This is a genomic window from Lentibacillus persicus (assembly GCF_900112705.1).
Taxonomy (GTDB): domain Bacteria; phylum Bacillota; class Bacilli; order Bacillales; family Amphibacillaceae; genus Lentibacillus; species Lentibacillus persicus.
Genome location: NZ_FOMR01000006.1, coordinates 121,572 through 139,730, shown reverse-complemented (window position 1 = coordinate 139,730; position 18,159 = coordinate 121,572). Strand labels below are relative to the sequence as shown.

16 protein-coding genes are annotated in these 18,159 nt (G+C 43.2%); 14 read left to right on the top strand and 2 right to left on the bottom strand.

What is annotated here, in order from left to right; translation table 11 throughout:
• Nucleotides 1–4: 4 nt before the first annotated feature.
• The 9 genes from BMZ22_RS09605 to BMZ22_RS09565 all read left to right on the top strand — a co-directional run bounded on the left by BMZ22_RS09605 (nt 5) and on the right by BMZ22_RS09565 (nt 9,416).
• Complete coding sequence (locus BMZ22_RS09605; protein WP_245745312.1) at nt 5–253, top strand: glutaredoxin family protein; 249 nt, start codon at nt 5–7, stop codon at nt 251–253.
• A gap of 135 nt (nt 254–388) precedes the next feature.
• Entirely contained in the window at nt 389–1,420 is a 1,032-nt protein-coding gene (locus tag BMZ22_RS09600) for a sugar-binding transcriptional regulator (RefSeq protein ID WP_090084876.1), read from the top strand.
• Between the two features lie 39 nt (nt 1,421–1,459).
• Nucleotides 1,460–2,470 carry a type I glyceraldehyde-3-phosphate dehydrogenase gene (gene gap, locus BMZ22_RS09595; protein WP_090084873.1) on the top strand — a complete coding sequence of 337 codons (1,011 nt, stop codon included), beginning with the start codon at nt 1,460–1,462 and terminating at the stop codon, nt 2,468–2,470.
• A gap of 117 nt (nt 2,471–2,587) precedes the next feature.
• Nucleotides 2,588–3,769, top strand: coding sequence for a phosphoglycerate kinase (locus BMZ22_RS09590; RefSeq protein WP_090084870.1), 1,182 nt, complete (start codon nt 2,588–2,590; stop codon nt 3,767–3,769).
• A gap of 18 nt (nt 3,770–3,787) precedes the next feature.
• Nucleotides 3,788–4,546, top strand: coding sequence for a triose-phosphate isomerase (tpiA, locus tag BMZ22_RS09585; protein ID WP_090084868.1), 759 nt, complete (start codon nt 3,788–3,790; stop codon nt 4,544–4,546).
• Complete coding sequence (gene gpmI, locus BMZ22_RS09580; protein WP_090084866.1) at nt 4,543–6,081, top strand: 2,3-bisphosphoglycerate-independent phosphoglycerate mutase; 1,539 nt, start codon at nt 4,543–4,545, stop codon at nt 6,079–6,081. Before tpiA ends, gpmI begins: the two co-directional genes overlap by 4 nt.
• 335 nt (nt 6,082–6,416) lie before the next feature.
• Nucleotides 6,417–7,703, top strand: coding sequence for a phosphopyruvate hydratase (gene eno / locus BMZ22_RS09575; protein ID WP_090084864.1), 1,287 nt, complete (start codon nt 6,417–6,419; stop codon nt 7,701–7,703).
• A 124-nt stretch (nt 7,704–7,827) separates the two neighbouring features.
• The gene (locus BMZ22_RS09570; protein WP_090084862.1) at nt 7,828–8,796 is read left to right on the top strand and encodes a nucleoside hydrolase; all 969 of its coding nucleotides are present in this window, start codon (nt 7,828–7,830) and stop codon (nt 8,794–8,796) included.
• A gap of 32 nt (nt 8,797–8,828) precedes the next feature.
• Entirely contained in the window at nt 8,829–9,416 is a 588-nt protein-coding gene (locus BMZ22_RS09565) for a nitroreductase family protein (RefSeq protein WP_090084860.1), read from the top strand.
• 332 nt (nt 9,417–9,748) lie between these two features.
• Here the strand turns inward: BMZ22_RS09565 and ptsP are convergent, their stop codons facing one another.
• On the bottom strand, nt 9,749–11,455 hold the full coding sequence (gene ptsP / locus BMZ22_RS09560; RefSeq protein ID WP_090085066.1) for a phosphoenolpyruvate--protein phosphotransferase: 1,707 nt from the start codon (nt 11,453–11,455) through the stop codon (nt 9,749–9,751).
• 68 nt (nt 11,456–11,523) lie between these two features.
• Entirely contained in the window at nt 11,524–12,456 is a 933-nt protein-coding gene (locus BMZ22_RS09555) for an alpha/beta hydrolase (protein ID WP_090084857.1), read from the bottom strand.
• A gap of 157 nt (nt 12,457–12,613) precedes the next feature.
• Here BMZ22_RS09555 and secG point away from each other — a divergent pair, with 157 nt between their 5' ends.
• The 5 genes from secG to smpB all read left to right on the top strand — a co-directional run bounded on the left by secG (nt 12,614) and on the right by smpB (nt 18,144).
• Nucleotides 12,614–12,847, top strand: a complete 234-nt coding sequence (gene secG, locus BMZ22_RS09550; protein WP_090084855.1) for a preprotein translocase subunit SecG — start codon at nt 12,614–12,616, stop codon at nt 12,845–12,847.
• 653 nt (nt 12,848–13,500) lie between these two features.
• Nucleotides 13,501–14,247 carry an alpha/beta hydrolase gene (locus tag BMZ22_RS09540; protein WP_090085065.1) on the top strand — a complete coding sequence of 249 codons (747 nt, stop codon included), beginning with the start codon at nt 13,501–13,503 and terminating at the stop codon, nt 14,245–14,247.
• A 50-nt stretch (nt 14,248–14,297) separates the two neighbouring features.
• Entirely contained in the window at nt 14,298–16,493 is a 2,196-nt protein-coding gene (rnr, locus tag BMZ22_RS09535; RefSeq protein WP_090084851.1) for a ribonuclease R, read from the top strand.
• Nucleotides 16,494–16,736: 243 nt separating this feature from the next.
• On the top strand, nt 16,737–17,546 hold the full coding sequence (zupT, locus tag BMZ22_RS09530; protein WP_090084849.1) for a zinc transporter ZupT: 810 nt from the start codon (nt 16,737–16,739) through the stop codon (nt 17,544–17,546).
• Nucleotides 17,547–17,676: 130 nt separating this feature from the next.
• Nucleotides 17,677–18,144 (top strand): SsrA-binding protein SmpB, encoded by a 468-nt coding sequence (smpB, locus tag BMZ22_RS09525; protein WP_090084847.1) that lies wholly within the window; start codon nt 17,677–17,679, stop codon nt 18,142–18,144.
• Nucleotides 18,145–18,159 lie beyond the last annotated feature (15 nt).

Here is an 18,159-nt window from a genome sequence, read left to right as displayed (position 1 = left end):
ACACATGCTGTATATAAAATTTTATACGAAAAAAAACTGTCCGTTATGTGATGAGGCGCTTGTCTTGCTTGATTTGCTCCGTTACCAATATTCATTTGAACTTGAAGAAAGAGATATTTATACAAACGATGTGTGGCTGGAAAAATATCAATTGGAGGTACCCGTAGTGCAAGTTAATGACAAGACAACTTTGAATTGCGAAGAGATCAGTTATGAGGCGCTTGAGCAAGCTTTGAGTAAAACAGACAATTAAACATTTTATTTGTATAAGCTAAGATTTATGATAAAATATAAATTGTGAGGAAAAAAACTTTTATATTTTTTTGCCTCGCGTGGGACACATTATGATTAACCGGGACAAAATGAGTCCATCCGAGGAGTTCTTTTTATGCAGGAATTGATAGACATTCAAAAGAAATTGTACCCTGACGTGCTGAAAATTATGCAGCAGCGCTATAAGCTGATGCAGAACGTTGAACGCCTGCAGCCAATTGGAAGACGTGCCCTGGCCGATAATCTGAATTTGACTGAACGGCATGTTCGCAGTGATGTGGACCTTTTGGCAAGACAAGGGTTAATTGATATGACATCCAAAGGTATGCAATTGACAGAAGAGGGAAATTTAGTAGTTGATCAATTAGCAGACTATATGCATCAAATAATGGGCTTAAGTGTTTTAGAAAAGCAATTGAAGGAAACATTAAAACTGGACAATATTGTAATTGTGCCCGGTGATAGTGATAAGCAAACACAGGTGAAACAAGAAATGGGAAAAGTCTGTGTCGGTTTTTTGCGGGAGAATATAACACATTCCGGGACGATCGCCGTAACAGGCGGAACAACCATAGCAGCAGTGGCTGACATGATGACCCCCTTCGATAAAGCAACGTGTTTATTTGTCCCTGCCAGGGGGGGCATTGGAGAAAAAGAGGAAAATCAGGCCAATACAATTGCGGCAAAGATGGCAAGACAGGCAAATGGTGACTACCGTCTGCTTTATGTTCCCGATCCATTAAGTGAATCGTCGTATAAAACGATGATGAAAGAACCGGCTGTCGTTGAGATTTTACAGATGATCCAAGGTTCAGATATCGTTCTGCATGGCATTGGTGATGCAATCACGATGGCAAAACGGCGTAAAACGTCCAACGAAATAATCGGGAAATTGCAGAAAGAAGAAGCGGTAAGTGAAGCATTTGGTTATTATTTCAACGATAGTGGCGATGTTGTTCATAAAGTAAGGACAATTGGTCTTCACCTTGATGATTTATCTGACAGTAATCATTCAGTAATCACCATTGCCGGCGGCACGTCAAAGGCACGTGCTATCAAGTCTTATTTGAAACAAGGCAGAAGTGATTTGTTAATAACAGATGAAGCTGCTGCAAAAACGATTTTAAGGGATCATCATTCCCTTTAAAATAAAGTGATTTATGACAACATTAGGGAGGAATTATAAATGGCAATTAAATTAGGAATTAACGGATTTGGTCGAATCGGACGCAATGTTTTCCGTCAGGCTTTAAAAAACGACGATGTGGAAGTTGTGGCTGTCAATGACTTGACCGATGCCGACATGCTCGCACACTTGCTGCAGTATGATTCAGTTCATGGTACATTGGAAGAAGAAGTGACCGTTAATGGTTCAAACATTGTGGTAGGCGGGAAAGAAATTCAAGTGTTATCCGAGCGCGATCCGGCAGATCTGAGCTGGGGAGACCTTGGTGTCGAAGTTGTTATCGAATCCACCGGACGATTCACACAGCGCGATGATGCTAAGAAACACATTGATGCTGGTGCCAAAAAAGTGATTATCTCTGCACCGGCTAAAGAAGAGGATCTGACAATGGTTATGGGCGTTAATGAAACCGATTATGACCCAAGCAAGCATCATATCGTTTCCAATGCATCATGCACCACAAACTCAATTGCACCACTTGCAAAAGTGCTGAATGATAATTTTGGCGTTAAACGCGGATTAATGACAACTGTTCACTCTTATACGAATGATCAGCAAATCCTGGACTTGCCGCATAAAGATTACCGTCGTGCCCGGGCAGCTGCTCAAAATATTATTCCGACAACAACCGGAGCTGCCAAAGTCGTCGGCAAAGTCGTTCCTGAATTGGACGGCAAACTGAACGGGAATGCAGTCCGAGTACCAACTCCTGATGGTTCGCTAATTGATCTGGTTGCTGAACTGGATAAAAATGTAACACGTGAAGAAGTGAATGAAGTGTTTAAAGCTGCGGCTGAAGAAGAAGGCATGAAAGGCGTTGTTGGCTACAGTGAAGCGCCACTTGTTTCCAGTGATATTGTCGGAACCACGTATTCCTCATTGTTTGATGCCCAATCAACAATGGTTATGGAAGATAACATGGTCAAAGTAGTATCATGGTACGATAACGAAATGGGCTATTCTGCACGCTGTGTTGACTTGGCTGCTTATATCGGCAAAAAAGGTTTCTAAATTAAGATTGATATGAAAGGGGGAGGGTATGTGATCCTCCTCCTTTTCCACATTAGTGTATAATGGTACCCGAAAGGCCAAGGGTATACATATTTCGCAGGTATTGGAGGTTTTGTGATGAATAAAAAAACACTGCACGATCTCGACTTGAAAGATAAAAGAGTTTTTTGCCGTGTTGATTTTAACGTTCCGATGAAAAATGGAGAAATTACGGATGATACTCGTATCAGGGCTGCTCTTCCAACAATTGAGTACTTGAAGGAAAACGGGGCCACTGTTATATTGGCAAGCCACCTCGGCCGGCCCAAAGGGGAAGCTGTTGATGAGCTCAGACTTGATCCGGTGGCTGAAAGGTTAAGTGAATTACTGGGACAAGAAGTCGTTAAAACCGATGCTGTTTACGGGAAAGAAGTTAATGAAGCTCTCTCACAAGTCAGTGATGGTGATATTTTATTAATTGAAAATGTCCGTTTTGAGCCAGGCGAGGAAAAGAATGATCCGGAATTGTCCCAGGCATTTGCGGATATGGCTGATTTGTATGTAAATGACGCATTTGGAGCAGCCCACAGAGCGCATGCTTCAACAACCGGAGTGGCCGAAAAACTGCCTGCAGCAGCCGGTTTTCTGATGGAAAAAGAAATCGAAGTATTGACGCAAGCGTTGGAAAATCCTGAGCGGCCATTTACCGCGATTATTGGTGGTGCTAAAGTCAAAGACAAAATCAGCGTCATCGACCATTTACTCGATAAAGTTGATAATCTGATCATCGGCGGCGGTCTCGCTTATACATTTATTAAGGCACAAGGCTATGAAATTGGAAAATCGCTGCTCGAAGAAGATAAACTAGATATGGCAAAAGAATTTATGCAAAAAGCCAATGAGAAAGGTGTTAACTTTGTAATGCCTGAAGATGCCGTTGTCGCAGATGACTTCTCGGAAGATGCCAACACGAAAATCGTTAACATTAGCGAGATTCCATCAGATTGGGAGGCGCTTGACATCGGGCCTGAAACCCGCAAGAAATACGCCCGGATTGTTAATGACTCACAGCTTATCATCTGGAATGGACCGATGGGCGTGTTTGAATATGGGGCTTTTGCCGGCGGAACAAAAGCAGTTGCTGAAAGCTTGGCTCAAACAGAAGGATACACCATTATTGGCGGAGGCGACTCCGCTGCAGCAGTCGAGAAATTCGGCTTGGCCGGAGATATGAACCACGTGTCCACAGGAGGCGGAGCTTCACTTGAGTTTATGGAAGGAAAAGTTCTGCCGGGTGTGAAAGCACTCAATGATAAATAATTTTGGAGAGGTGATAGAATGCGCAGCAAAGTAATAGCCGGAAACTGGAAAATGAACAAAGGATTATCTGAAGCTGAGCAGTTTGCTGATTCTGTTAAAGGAAACTTGCCAAAAGATGACAATGTGGAAGCCATTGTATGCGCACCATTCCCTTTTTTGCCAGCATTAGTAAGTAAAGCGAAAAGCAGTAATTTAAAAGTTGGCGCGCAAAATATGCACTTTGAGGACAGCGGCGCATATACCGGCGAAGTTAGCCCTGCAATGCTGAAGGATCTTGGGGTGACACATGTTGTTATTGGTCACTCGGAGCGCCGTGAGCATTTTGCTGAGACGGATGAATCGGTGAATAAAAAAGTTCATGCTGCGTTTAACCATGGGTTAGTCCCCATTGTGTGTGTGGGTGAAACGCTTGAACAGCGTGAAGCCAATGAAACGATGAGTCATATTGAAAATCAGGTGCGAAAAGGCTTGGAAGGGCTGACCGACGAGCAAATAGGCAGAGTCATTATCGCTTACGAGCCGATTTGGGCAATTGGCACTGGGAAGTCCGCCTCGAGTGCGGATGCCAACCAGGTTTGCACGTTTGTTCGAAATGTCGTTAAAGCGATGACATCTGAAAATATTGCCGAACAACTAGTGGTACAATACGGCGGAAGTGTCAAGCCTGCAAACATTGATGAACTTTTGGATCAGCCGGATATTGATGGAGCGCTTGTCGGCGGTGCAAGTCTTGAACCTGGGTCATTCTTGGAGCTTGTGGAGGCAGGTACAAAATGAACGGGAACAACTTAGCCGCACTTATCATCCTCGATGGGTACGGGATGCGCAATGAAGCATTCGGCAATGCTATTAAACAGGCAAATACACCTAATTTCGATCGGTATTGGAATCAGTTCGCTCATAATCAATTGAATGCCTCAGGCGAAGCGGTCGGGCTGCCTGAAGGGCAAATGGGTAATTCCGAGGTCGGGCACCTGAACATAGGTGCCGGCCGAATCGTTTACCAAAGCTTAACCCGAGTGAATCTTTCCATTAAGGAAGGTGACTTTTATGAAAAAGACGCTTTCTTGAAGTCGATTGAGCATGCGAAAGAACACGATAAAGCATTACACATTTTCGGTTTGCTGTCAGACGGTGGCGTGCACAGTCACATAAATCATTTATTCGCGCTTTTAAAGCTTGCCAAAGATAATGATTTAGAAAAAGTCTATGTGCATGCGTTCCTGGATGGCCGTGATGTTGGCCCCCAAACTGCAAAAGAGTATATTGCACAAACAGAAGATAAAATGAAAGAATACGGCGTTGGTAAGTTTGCAACTATTTCCGGCCGTTATTATTCAATGGACCGTGACAAACGCTGGGAACGAGTGAAAAAAGCATACGATGCGATGGTTTACGGCGAAGGCCCGTCTTATGACGATCCGTATAACGTTATTGACGATTCATACGAAAACGGAATTTTTGATGAGTTTGTGATTCCATCTGTTATAACCGATGAAAATGGAAAGCCGGTTGGCAAAGTTGAGGATGAAGATTCCATTATTTTTTATAATTTCCGCCCTGACCGGGCAATCCAAATTTCCCGGACATTTGCCAACGAAGACTTTCGTGATTTTGACCGTGGTGAAGGCCGGCCGAAAAATGTTGAGTTCGTTATGCTGACCGAATTCAGCGAATCAATTGACGGTTACGTCGCTTATAATCCTGTTAACTTGGATAATACAGTTGGCGAAGTGCTTTCACAGCACGATATGAAGCAGCTTCGAATCGCGGAGACAGAAAAATATCCACATGTTACCTTTTTCATGAGTGGCGGCCGTGAGAATGAATTCCCCGGTGAGAAGCGTGTGTTAATTGATTCGCCAAAAGTAGCAACGTATGATTTGAAACCTGAAATGAGTGTGTATGAGGTGACTGATTCGTTACTGGAAGAACTAGACTCCAAAGCACACAATGCGATTATTTTAAACTTTGCCAACCCGGATATGGTTGGCCATTCCGGAAAACTTGAACCGACAGTTAAAGCAATCGAAGCGGTGGATGAATGCCTTGGGAAAGTTGTCGATAAGATAATGGAACTGGGCGGAAATGCCATCATTACCGCAGATCACGGTAACTCTGATGAAGTGATGACGCCCGAAGGTGATCCGATGACAGCTCATACAACAAACCCGGTGCCGGTCATCGTTACGAAAGAAAACGCAGAACTGCGTGAAGGTGGTATATTAGCTGATTTATCACCAACATTATTGGATTTACTGGACATTGAAAAACCAGACGAAATGACAGGCGAATCATTAATTAAAAAATAACACTGCTGTTCATAGCAGTTTCGAGCTCAATGTAAAGCGCGAACCAGTGAAAATTCCATTGACCTTTCTAGCTGTGCAGCTGGAATATACTCGCTTTCCGTGGGCTCACCAGCCGCCCGCGGAAAGCGACGAGCAAAACATCCACCGAATCCGCTGCGAGTTGCGAGGAGTGCGTCTTCACCGAATTTGCTTGCAACACGACGAGCACTCAAGTGTATTTCCGAAGCGGTAGACGATGCACCAGATTCTCACGATAAGTTAGTTCGCAGTTTATGGAAACGTTAAAGGTTAGATAGCACATTTATGAAAAGAATTAAAAATAAAGGAGTGGTTGGATGCCATACATTACAGACGTTTATGCCCGGGAGGTTCTTGATTCCCGCGGCAATCCGACAGTTGAAGTTGAAGTATTTACAGAATCAGGCGGATTTGGAGCAGCACTCGTGCCAAGCGGTGCTTCAACAGGTGAATATGAAGCGGTTGAACTGCGGGATGGCGATGAAAATCGTTATCTTGGAAAAGGGGTCGAAAAGGCGGTTGAAAATGTCAACGATGTCATCGGACCGGAGTTAATCGGTGTTGATGCAACACGACAAAATATTATCGATCAGATTATGCTTGAACTCGATGGTACAGAAAATAAAGGCAAGCTCGGAGCTAATGCTATTCTTGGCGTTTCCATGGCAGTTGCGCACGCCGCATCCAGCTATCTCGAACTGCCTTTATATAACTATCTCGGCGGGTTTAATGCCAAAAAACTGCCAACACCAATGATGAACATTCTTAATGGCGGTGAGCACGCAGATAATAATGTTGATATCCAAGAATTCATGATTATGCCTGCAGCTGCACCATCATTTAAAGAAGCATTGCGCACAGGGGCTGAAATTTTCCATTCCTTGAAGAAAGTATTGAAATCAAAAGGCTATAATACTGGTGTTGGAGATGAGGGCGGATTTGCTCCAAACCTTGATTCCAACGAGGAAGCGCTTGGTACAATCGTTGAAGCAATCGAAGCGGCTGGTTATAAACCAGGCGAAGAGATTAAATTGGCAATGGATGTTGCGTCTTCTGAGATTTATGAAGACGGCAAGTACCACCTTAAAGGTGAAGGAGTTACCCGCACAGCAGAAGAAATGGTCGACTGGTACGAAGACCTAATTAACAAATACCCGATCATTTCAATAGAGGACGGCCTTGATGAGAACGATTGGGAGGGTCACAAACTGCTGACGGAGCGTATTGGCGATCGTGTCCAGCTTGTCGGCGATGATTTATTTGTGACCAATACGACAAAGCTTTCCCGCGGCATCGAGGAAGGCGTCGGCAATTCAATTCTCGTCAAGGTGAACCAGATTGGCACGCTGACTGAAACATTTGAAGCAATCGAAATGGCTAAGCAGGCTGGATTCACGGCAGTTATTTCGCACCGTTCAGGGGAAACTGAAGATGCAACAATTGCGGACATTGCTGTGGCAGCGAACGCCGGGCAAATTAAAACGGGCGCTCCGTCCCGCACAGACAGAGTTGCTAAATACAATCAGCTGCTGCGAATTGAAGATGAATTGGCAGGCATGGGCGAATATGCCGGTCTTGAGGCTTTCTATAATTTGAAAAACTAGCTTACACCCTAACACCTTTTGGTACGCATTTTAAGAATCGTACTGAAAGGTGTTTTTTGGTATAGGACGACTAGAGGCCGAATATGCTTTACTGGTAAAGACTACCAAATTTGGGGTGAATGCGTTGACAAAAAAAGTGCTCGTCTTTGGTGATATTGGCATAGACGATACTGTGGCCCTAATTTATGGCTATTTTGACGATGCCATTGATATTGTTGGTGTTGTGGCTAACTACGGAAACATACCAAGGGAAAAAGCTGTGGCAAATGTTCATTATGTAAGAGATTTGTTTGATATTAATCCTTCGATAGAAGTTATATTAGGTGCGGAAAAACCTATGACCGGGGAAAAACCCACATTCGTTCCCGAAATTCATGGCGCGTATGGGCTGGGACCGATTGAGCCACCGCTGTCCAACGATGATAGTGTAGCTGAAAACTTCTTTAAAGTTGTTGAAATAATTGAACGATACCATGATCAGGACCTGGTGATTGTAAATATCGGCAGATTAACATCATTGGCCACGATGTTTATTCTTTATCCGTCTGTTATGAAGCGCGTACAAAATTTTTATGTCATGGGGGGAGCCTTTTGGGTTCCGGGAAATATTACGGCGTTGTCAGAAGCGAATTTTTACGGCGATCCAATTGCAGCTCAGCTCGTTTTAAAAAATGCCGCAAATGTAGTTATTATTCCACTTAATGTTACCAGACAGGCTATCGCCACACCCCAAATGGTCGATTATATTCATCAGGCAGGAGAAGCAGAAATCATAAAGCCCCTGCTGGACTATTATTATGCTTTTTATAAAAAACGCGATCCAAGTGTCCAGGGAAGCCTGCTGCATGATGTTGTAACACTGATGTGCCCCGTTTACGGGGGGATGTTTGCTTTTAGCCAATTGCCTGTTACGATTGTGCAAGCTGAAAGTGGTGAGGAAAGAGGGCAGAGTATTGCTGATATCAGGCCGTATGTTGATGTACAGGATTCAATGGCGGAAAATGAGAAAAAGCATTTTATCGCACTCGATTTGGATTACGTGCAATTTTACAATAAATTTATGTCGGTAATGACTGGGCAGAAATCAGATTGAGTGCCATAATAGAGGCGTAATATATTCAAGAGGTGATCTCAATCGATATTTTATCTGCCATTAAAGACCGCCGATCGATTCATAACTTTAAAAACGATGAAGTTGAACGGGTAATAATACAGGAGATATTCACATACGCTTCTTATGCGCCGACTCATTATATGAAAGAATCATGGCAAATAAAGCTTTATGAGAAGAATGGTAAAAAGCATTTTATTGATGCAATCATTGAAAGTTATCAACGTCTCGGTATGCTGAAAACACGCGACGATGATAAGACAGAAAAAATGATACACTCCATGAAGCAGTTTTTATTGCGGATACCGCATCATGCTTTGATTTATTTTAAAAAAGAAGACGATCCAGTCAGATATGAAGAAGAATATGCCAGCGTCTGCGCATTCATTCAAAACGCCCAGCTTACGGCTTGGTCATATGGTGTCGGGATGCTTTGGACAATTACGCCATATATGCATGATGAAGGATTTACCAGGGCAATTGGGCTCGATCCTTCAATTGATAAAATTGCAGCTGTCCTGCAAATCGGCTATCCGGAGAAAATTCCGCATGATAAAGGAAGAACGCCGATCGGTGAAAAGCTTGAATTCTTATCGGAGTGAGATAAATTGACATCGATAAAAAAGCAGACAGAGACAGAGAAACATGAGCGCGAGAAAAGCCAAACGTTATAAAAAGAAGCTGGGACATAACTTATTTATCAGATATAAAAGACGAACGATAATCAAGGTTAGCGGAGGAAATATGCGTAGACTCCTGCGGGAACAGAGGCATAGGTGAGACAACGAAGTGCCCTGGCACGAGTTGGCTCAACAGCCGCCCGCGGAAAGCGAAGCATATTTCCGGAGCGATGTATTCCGCTCCCTTTCCTAATATCATCTTTCGTCTTTTCTTTTACTTTTAAACCTTTTGTCCCAGCTTCTTTATACGTTTGTTATTCAGTTTTTTCTTTTATGAACCCGACGACTTCGTCTGTGCTTCCCATTGATAACAGTTGTTCTTTACAGGAAGTCATTTTTTCTTTGGAAAGGTTAAGAATTTGCGTCCGTGCCGGCAGAACGGAAGTGGCACTCATACTGAATTCGTCAAGCCCCAGTCCGAGTAAAGCCGGGATAGCAATTGAGTCTCCGGCCATTTCACCGCACATGCCGGTCCATTTACCTTCTGCGTGGGCTGCATCAATCACTGTACTGATCAAGTTTAAGATCGCCGGGTGGTACGGCTGGTACAAGTAAGACACCCGTTCATTCATTCTGTCAGCTGCCATTGTATACTGAATCAGATCATTCGTGCCAATACTGAAGAAATCGACTTCTTTGGCAAATTGTTTAGCAATCACGGCAGTTGATGGAATCTCTACCATAATGCCGACTTCGATGTTATCAGAAACGCTTTTACCTTCATTTTTTAAGTTTTGTTTTTCATCAAGCAGGATCCCTTTTGCTTGCCTAAACTCCTCGAGCGTTGCGATCATCGGAAACATAATTTTCAAGTTGCCATGCACACTTGCTCTGAGAAGGGCGCGTAATTGTGTCCGGAAGACATCTTCATTTTCGAGGCAGAAGCGGATCGCACGGAAGCCAAGAAATGGATTTAATTCCTCAGGCAAATCAAGGTAGCTTATTTCTTTATCGCCGCCCACATCGAGTGTGCGGACAACAACCGGCTTATCCTCCATTTTTTCGAGGACCGTTTTGTACGCATCATACTGCTCATCTTCAGTCGGCAACTGGCTTTTACCCATATACAAGAACTCAGTTCGGTATAAGCCAATGCCTTCAGCACCATTCGCAAGCACACTGTCAACGTCATCGGGGGTACCGATATTAGCTGCTAGTTCGACCTGTTCTTTATCAGCCGTTAGTGTCGGTTCATTTTTCAGTGTGGCCCATTCTTCTTTTTGCTTTTCAAATGTGGCTTGTTTTTCTTTATACTCGGCAATTTCATTTTCAGAGGGGTTGACGATGACATGGCCTTCGATGCCATCAACGATAACGATATCGCCTTGTTTGACTTCACCTGTAATCGATTTGGTCCCGACCACAGCGGGTATTTCCATGGATCTTGCCATAATAGCAGAGTGTGACGTCCTGCCGCCGATGTCTGTTGCAAAACCACGGACAAACTGTCTGTTCAATTGTGCGGTATCAGATGGCGTCAGGTCGTTTGCAATCACAATTGCTTCTTCATCAATTAATGCGGGGTTTGGCACCGACACGCCAAGCAGATGAGCGAGCACACGTTTGGAAACGTCCTGGATATCGGCAGCGCGTTCACGCATATATTCATTATCCATATTCTTAAACATATCGATAAACATGTTCATCGTGTCTTCCAAACCTGTTTCAGCAATCACGTTTTCCTTTGTGATTTTATCTTTAATCGGATTAACCAGTTCAGGATCGTCCAGGACGAGTAAGTGTGCTGAAAAAATTTGAGCATGCTCATCGCCCAATTCTTTTTCTGCGTGGGCCCGAATTTTTTCAAGCTCTTGTTTTGCTGTTTCCAGAGCTTTTTCTAAACGTTCGATTTCTTTATTGGGATTATCGGCGGATTTTTTTTCATACGTTAATTCCGGTGTTACAAGCTGATACGCCTTGGCAATCGCTATGCCATTGGACGCGGCAATTCCTTGAATCATAGTTTCAAACCAACCCTTCACTATAAATTTACTCCATTCTACATTTTACACGGTCGTTCTTTGTCAAATCAAGCATTCCTGCTTGTCAGGCCCGTTATCCAGTTCAGCAGGATATGATAAATTTCGTCCCTGTTTAATTCGTTCAATAATTCGTGCCGGCCGTTCTCGAATAGCATTGTTATCACATTGCTGAGACCGGCCTTGTCATATAGTGCAGCGGTTTTCCAGACGCCTTTTGTATAATTGCCGACAGGATCCTGCGCACCGCTTAGGATAAGCATGGGCAAGTCAGACCGGACTTTCTGATTGCGTTTGGCATCATGAATTAACGAGAGACCGGTCATCAAATCTTTAAAGAATCCCGCCGATGGTATAAAACCGCAATAGGGATCATTGATAAAGTCCTGAATAATTTGATCATCGGAAGTCAGCCAGTCAAAACTGGATTTTTTATTTTGCACCCGTTTGTTCGAGGAAGAAAAAACTAGGGCATTCATGAAAGGTGATTTTTCTTTTGACGGCAAAACTGAAGCAATACTCATTGCAGTTGTTGTACTTAGCCGTGAGTAATAGCCTGTCCCTGATAGGATAACGCCGTCAATCAGATAGCTATGGTCCTGTATATAATGTCTGGCGAGGAAAGACCCCATGCTATGCCCTAATAGATATACAGGAAGATCGGGGTGCTCTTGTTTAATTTGCTTCGTCAATGCAAGCACATCGTCAGTAACTTTTTCAAAACCGTTTTTATCCGCTAAATAACCGAGCTGACCCTGTTTTGCACCAGTTCGCCCATGGCCTCTGTGGTCATTTCCGTAAACAATTATATTGTTGTCGGTTAAAAAATGAGCAAATTCGTTATAGCGTCCGATGTGCTCAACCATACCGTGGGCAATTTGAACGACAGCTTTCGGTTTCGAGTCCTGGATGTTTTCAGGGAGCCATTTTCTCACATATATTGCAACGTTATCAGGCCGTTTGAGCCAAAAAGTATTTTCCATGTGTCATCACCCATTCAAAATGTGATATAATATTCATAATAAAGCGTGTTAATGGAAACGTCCAAAGTTATGCTATTGATAACTTGCGGCGTGTGAAGGAAATATGCTAGAGTAACGAATAGGTACATAGCGTTTGTAAGTGGAGGTGCAATTTGAAATGGGAAGCTTAGTTCATATATTATTACTAATTGATGCTATTATTATGGTCGTATTAATTTTATTGCAATCGGGAAAAAGCGCAGGTCTTTCCGGCGCGATTTCGGGCGGCGCCGAGCAGCTTTTTGGGAAACAAAAAGCACGCGGGGCAGATTTGTTTCTGCACCGGGCAACAGTCGTGACAGGTATTTTATTCTTTGCCTTAGCGTTTCTCAGTGCATATATTTTGCAATAATCGCAAACCCTTATCGCAAATTAAGTGATAAGGGTTTTTATATTTTGGGCTTTTTTATTTATCTTTCGTTAATTCGGAGTTGATTCTTCAGTAAGTGCTATGCCACCGCTGCGGAAATACACGCCGCTTTCCATGGGCACGGCCTCGGGCCAACACGATGTTGGTCACAAAGGCGTTGCCACAGGACGTGGCGTTCTTAGCCTTTGAACCATACCGCTTTTCAAGATGTCTTCGGACACGTGCTGTTCCCATAGGAGTCTGCGTATATTGCCTGCGCTAAAAAGTGCTTACTGTAGTTTTGTCTGTTTAACGAGTAATGCAACGTTATTTAAACACTCACGTAAGCAGCTGGAATATGCGAGACTCCTGTGGGACAGCGAGCCTAAGAGACCCCGCAGTGAGCGGTTTCTGCTCACGAGGAGGCTCGTGGAGAGCCCACGGAAAGCGAGTATATTCCAGCTGCGTCTCAAGAAAGTTTCCCAAACGATCCAATCAAACTTTACGTCGCAGTTTATGAATTTCACGTCAAAAACGGCTTTGAGATTACAGTTGAAAAATATATTTATTCGCCGGCCTATTTTATTTTCAGATCCTGAATATTCGGGTAAGGTATATTATATGGAGCTGAAATGACAGAAGGAGATGGAACAATCATGAAAGTTAAATTGCCGGAACCATTTACATTTGAAGCAGGTCCGCGTGCGGTACTCTTACTGCACGGGTTCACCGGGCACTCGGCAGATGTCAGAATGCTTGGACGTTTTCTGGAGAAAAAAGGGTACACAAGTCACGCCCCCATTTACCGCGGGCATGGAAAGGAACCGGAAGAACTGGTTAAGGCAAGCGCTGATGAATGGTGGGAAGACGTAACGAATGCTTTCAAGCATCTGAAAGAGCTTGGATATGAAGAAATTGCAGTGGCCGGTCTATCCCTTGGCGGCGTCTTGAGCCTCAAACTTGCGTACACTGAGGAAGTTAAAGGCGTTATCCCAATGTGCGCCCCGATGTTTTTTGATAACGAAGAGGAGCTGACTTCAGGCTATAAATTTAAAGCGAGAGAATTTAAACAGCTTGAAGGGAAAGATAAGAATACGATTCAAGAAGAGGTTCAGGAACTTGTCGATAATTCGCGTGACATGTTTTCTGATTTAGCTGAATTAATAAAAGAAGTCAACGAAAATATTGACACAATCTACACGCCCACATTTGTTGTTCAGGCGCGTCAGGATGAAATGATCAACACGGACAGCGCCAACTTTATTTATGAAAATGTTGAAGCCGAGAAAAAAGACATTAAATGGTATGAAGAATCCGGGCATGTCATCACAATGGGCAAAGAAAAGGAACAGCTTTTCGATGACATCTATAAATTTTTAGAGTCGCTTAACTGGAATGAATGATTATAAAAAGCCAAAATTGTTAATAATATCCATAGAAAGCAGGTGAGACCATGTATGAAACGATGCAGGAGCGTTTACGCGATTATTTTAACGAGCACAGTGAAAAGCCGCTCGCAGTAGATGAATTGGAAGAAGAACTTGAACTCGAAGATGCGGTGGAATTCAAAGAACTGGTAAAAGCTCTGAACGCTCTTGAAGAATCAGGAGAACTTGTACGCACGCGTAAAAACCGCTTCGGTCTGCCGGAAAAGATGAACCTTGTGCGCGGGCGTATTCAGATGCATGCCAAGGGATTTGCTTTTTTAATTCCGGATGATGAAGCACGCGCAGATATATATATCCATCACTCAGATTTAGCATCCGCCATGAATAACGATAAGGTAATGGCTCGGATAGAAAAGCAAAATGCTGATGGAAACAGACCTGAAGGGACGGTTATCCGTATTTTGGAACGGGCAACACATCAGGTTGTTGGCACGTTTGAGGATAATAAGTCATTTGGTTTTGTGGTAGCGGACGATAAGCGGATACCGAATGACATCTTCATTCCGAAAAGCATGAACGGTGGTGCGGTGAGCGGACATAAAGTTATCGCACATATTACGAAATATCCGGAAGGCCGTATGAGTGCAGAAGGTGAAATAGTTCATATACTCGGTCATAAAAACGATCCGGGCATTGATATTATTTCAATCATTCATAAACACGGCATCAAAGTGGATTTTCCGGAAGAGGTGTTAGACCAGGCAGCTAATACGCCTGATGAAATTGATCCATCAGAATTGGAAAACCGCCGTGATTTGCGCGATGAAGACATTGTCACGATTGATGGGGCGGACGCTAAGGATCTTGATGATGCCGTGTCGGTCAAACAATTGGAAAATGGCAATTATAAACTTGGGGTTTATATTGCCGATGTCAGTTATTATGTGGAAGAAAACTCGCCAATTGATCAGGAAGCATTTGAACGGGCGACAAGTGTATACTTGGTTGACAGAGTCATTCCGATGATTCCGCATCGGTTGTCAAATGGTATATGCTCGTTGAATCCGCAAGTGGACAGGCTGACACTTGGTTGCGAAATGGAGATCAATGAAAAAGGCGAAGTAGTGAACCACGAAATTTTTCAGAGTGTGATTAAGACGAATGAACGGATGACGTATCATGATGTGAATAAAATACTGAATGAAAAAGACGCCGAATTGCGCGAACGATATAAGCCCCTTGTGCCAATGTTTGAGAACATGGAAGAGCTGGCCCGGATTTTACGTTCGAAACGGATGGGGCGTGGCGCTATCGACTTTGACTTTAAGGAAGCTGAAGTACTCGTCGATGAAACAGGAAAACCGGAAGATGTTGTACTGAGAGAACGGTCGGTTGGTGAGCGGCTGATTGAGGAATTTATGCTGGCGGCAAATGAAACAGTAGCCGAGCATTTCCATTGGATGGATGTTCCGTTTATTCATCGCATACATCAGGATCCGGATGAAAGTAAGCTCCAGCACTTTTTTGAATTTATCGCCGGTCTTGGTTATGTTGTAAAAGGAACAGCCAATGAAATTCATCCATCAGCTCTGCAAAAAGTGATAGAAGAAGTGAAAGGCAAACCGGAAGAGATGATTGTATCCAAGCTGATGCTGCGCTCCATGCAGCAGGCGAAATACGATCCGCAAAGTGTCGGTCACTTTGGTCTGGCGAGCGACTTCTACACCCATTTCACGTCTCCGATCCGCCGCTATCCGGATTTGACCGTGCACCGGTTGATCAGGACTTATCTGGTTGACAAAAAATTGGACTCAAAGACAACCGGACACTGGAAAGAGCGCATGCCGGAAATCGCCCGTCACTCATCGGAAATGGAACGAACCGCTGTCGATGCTGAACGCGAAACAGACGACTTGAAAAAAGCCGAGTTTATGCAAGATAAAATCGGTGAAGAATATACAGGTGTCATTAGTTCAATTACCAATTTCGGTTTGTTTGTTGAGCTTGAAAACACTATTGAAGGGCTTGTGCATGTAAGCTATCTGACGGATGATTACTACCACTATGATGATCGTAATCACGCCATGATTGGCGAGCGCACGGGTAATATGTACAAGATTGGTGAAGAAGTGGACGTACGCGTAGTAAAAGTAAATATTGAAGAGCGGGTTGTTGATTTTGAACTCGTCTCAACCAAGCAGCCGCCTCCCAAGAAAAATAAAAATAAGAAGAAAATAAAAGCGAAAAAGGCTAAAAAATAAGGTTGAAAATTTAAAAAGACTAATGTAATGCCTCCTAAGGTATTATGTTAGTCTTTTTAGTTTTGCTTTATTTGTTGAATATAAGAAAAGACCAGGCACATACTCTAATACGAGATAGGTGCTGAGTTTTTCAAAAAAATTAGTTGCATTTTAATTATGTTAGGAATAGAATGTAACTGTGTCTATAAAAGTTTCCTTAGGTAAACAATTGTTAATGTGGACAACAAAAGAGGTGAAAAAACTATGTCGCAAGAGGTCATACTGGCATTCTTATTTACGCTGTTTGCCGGGCTTGCAACGGGTATTGGCAGTTTGCTGGCATTTTTTGCAAAAACGACCAATACAAAGTTTTTATCATTTGCACTTGGCTTTTCAGCAGGTGTGATGATTTATGTATCAATGATCGATATTTTTGCAAAAGCCCAGGAATCCTTAGTTGGTGTGCTGGGGGCAGAAGGCGGACAGTGGATGACTGTTGCAGGCTTTTTTGGCGGAATACTACTGATTGCCATAATCGACCGTTTTATTCCAAAACAGTCGAACCCGCACGAGATGAAAAAAATTGAGGATATGCGGAAGAACGGAGAAAAAATGCAAGACCCCGATTTATTAAAAATGGGTACGTTTACAGCGTTGGCAATCGGTATTCATAATTTCCCCGAGGGTATTGCGACCTTTATGTCGACACTGCAGGATCCGGCACTTGGTGTGGCAATCGCCTTGGCTGTAGCGATCCATAATATCCCTGAAGGCATTGCCGTGTCGGTACCGATTTATTACGCAACGAATGATCGCAAGAAAGCATTCAAGCTGTCCTTTTTATCTGGCATTGCCGAACCAGTCGGCGCTGTTGTTGGCTTCTTGATACTGATGCCATTTTTAAACGATGTGATGTTCGGAATCGTTTTTGCTGCTGTTGCCGGAATTATGGTATTTATTTCACTTGACGAATTGCTGCCGGCAGCCAAAAAATACGATGAAGCTCATCTGTCAATTTATGGGCTTATAGGTGGTATGGCTGTCATGGCGTTAAGTCTTTTGTTGTTTATATAATTTTGTTTGTTAACGAAAAGATATGCGGCAAATTCGCGATCTAAATTTTGGTCACAAAGCCCATCGTAATTGGCATAATGTTTTTTTTCTGTTAAAATGAATTTCACGCAAGCTGTGGGAGGAAGTTCGTATGCCAAGAGGTAACGGAAAAACAATTGCTCAAAATAAAAAAGCAAGACATGATTTTTTTATAGAAGAAACGTATGAAGCTGGGATTGTACTCCAGGGCACCGAAATTAAATCAATTCGTGCTGGTCGTATCAATTTAAAGGATTCACACGCCCGTATTGATCATAAAGGCGAAATGCAGCTTGTTAATATGCATATTGCGCCGTATGAGCAAGGGAACCGGTTCAATCATGATCCGACGCGGTCACGAAAGCTGTTGCTCCATCGAAAAGAGATTGATAAGTTGATTGGTCTGATTCAGCAACAAGGCTACTCGTTAGTGCCGTTAAAAGTTTACATTAAAAACGGCGTTGCGAAAGTACTGATTGGTGTCGGTAAAGGGAAAAAGAAATATGACAAACGTGAAGATCTGAAACGAAAACAAATGAAGCGTGATGCTGATCGTGCTGTCAAAGAAAGTTTGCAGTAATGGCAATGTAATAAG

What these genes read in the sequence shown, in the direction of transcription:
- BMZ22_RS09605 (WP_245745312.1), top strand. Translation starts at nt 5, where the DNA reads ATGCTGTATATAAAATTTTATACGAAAAAAAACTGTCCGTTATGTGAT.
- BMZ22_RS09600 (WP_090084876.1), top strand. Translation starts at nt 389, where the DNA reads ATGCAGGAATTGATAGACATTCAAAAGAAATTGTACCCTGACGTGCTG.
- gap (WP_090084873.1), top strand. Translation starts at nt 1,460, where the DNA reads ATGGCAATTAAATTAGGAATTAACGGATTTGGTCGAATCGGACGCAAT.
- BMZ22_RS09590 (WP_090084870.1), top strand. Translation starts at nt 2,588, where the DNA reads ATGAATAAAAAAACACTGCACGATCTCGACTTGAAAGATAAAAGAGTT.
- tpiA (WP_090084868.1), top strand. Translation starts at nt 3,788, where the DNA reads ATGCGCAGCAAAGTAATAGCCGGAAACTGGAAAATGAACAAAGGATTA.
- gpmI (WP_090084866.1), top strand. Translation starts at nt 4,543, where the DNA reads ATGAACGGGAACAACTTAGCCGCACTTATCATCCTCGATGGGTACGGG.
- eno (WP_090084864.1), top strand. Translation starts at nt 6,417, where the DNA reads ATGCCATACATTACAGACGTTTATGCCCGGGAGGTTCTTGATTCCCGC.
- ptsP (WP_090085066.1), bottom strand. Translation starts at nt 11,455, where the DNA reads ATGATTCAAGGAATTGCCGCGTCCAATGGCATAGCGATTGCCAAGGCG.
- BMZ22_RS09555 (WP_090084857.1), bottom strand. Translation starts at nt 12,456, where the DNA reads ATGGAAAATACTTTTTGGCTCAAACGGCCTGATAACGTTGCAATATAT.
- secG (WP_090084855.1), top strand. Translation starts at nt 12,614, where the DNA reads ATGGGAAGCTTAGTTCATATATTATTACTAATTGATGCTATTATTATG.
- BMZ22_RS09540 (WP_090085065.1), top strand. Translation starts at nt 13,501, where the DNA reads ATGAAAGTTAAATTGCCGGAACCATTTACATTTGAAGCAGGTCCGCGT.
- rnr (WP_090084851.1), top strand. Translation starts at nt 14,298, where the DNA reads ATGTATGAAACGATGCAGGAGCGTTTACGCGATTATTTTAACGAGCAC.
- zupT (WP_090084849.1), top strand. Translation starts at nt 16,737, where the DNA reads ATGTCGCAAGAGGTCATACTGGCATTCTTATTTACGCTGTTTGCCGGG.
- smpB (WP_090084847.1), top strand. Translation starts at nt 17,677, where the DNA reads ATGCCAAGAGGTAACGGAAAAACAATTGCTCAAAATAAAAAAGCAAGA.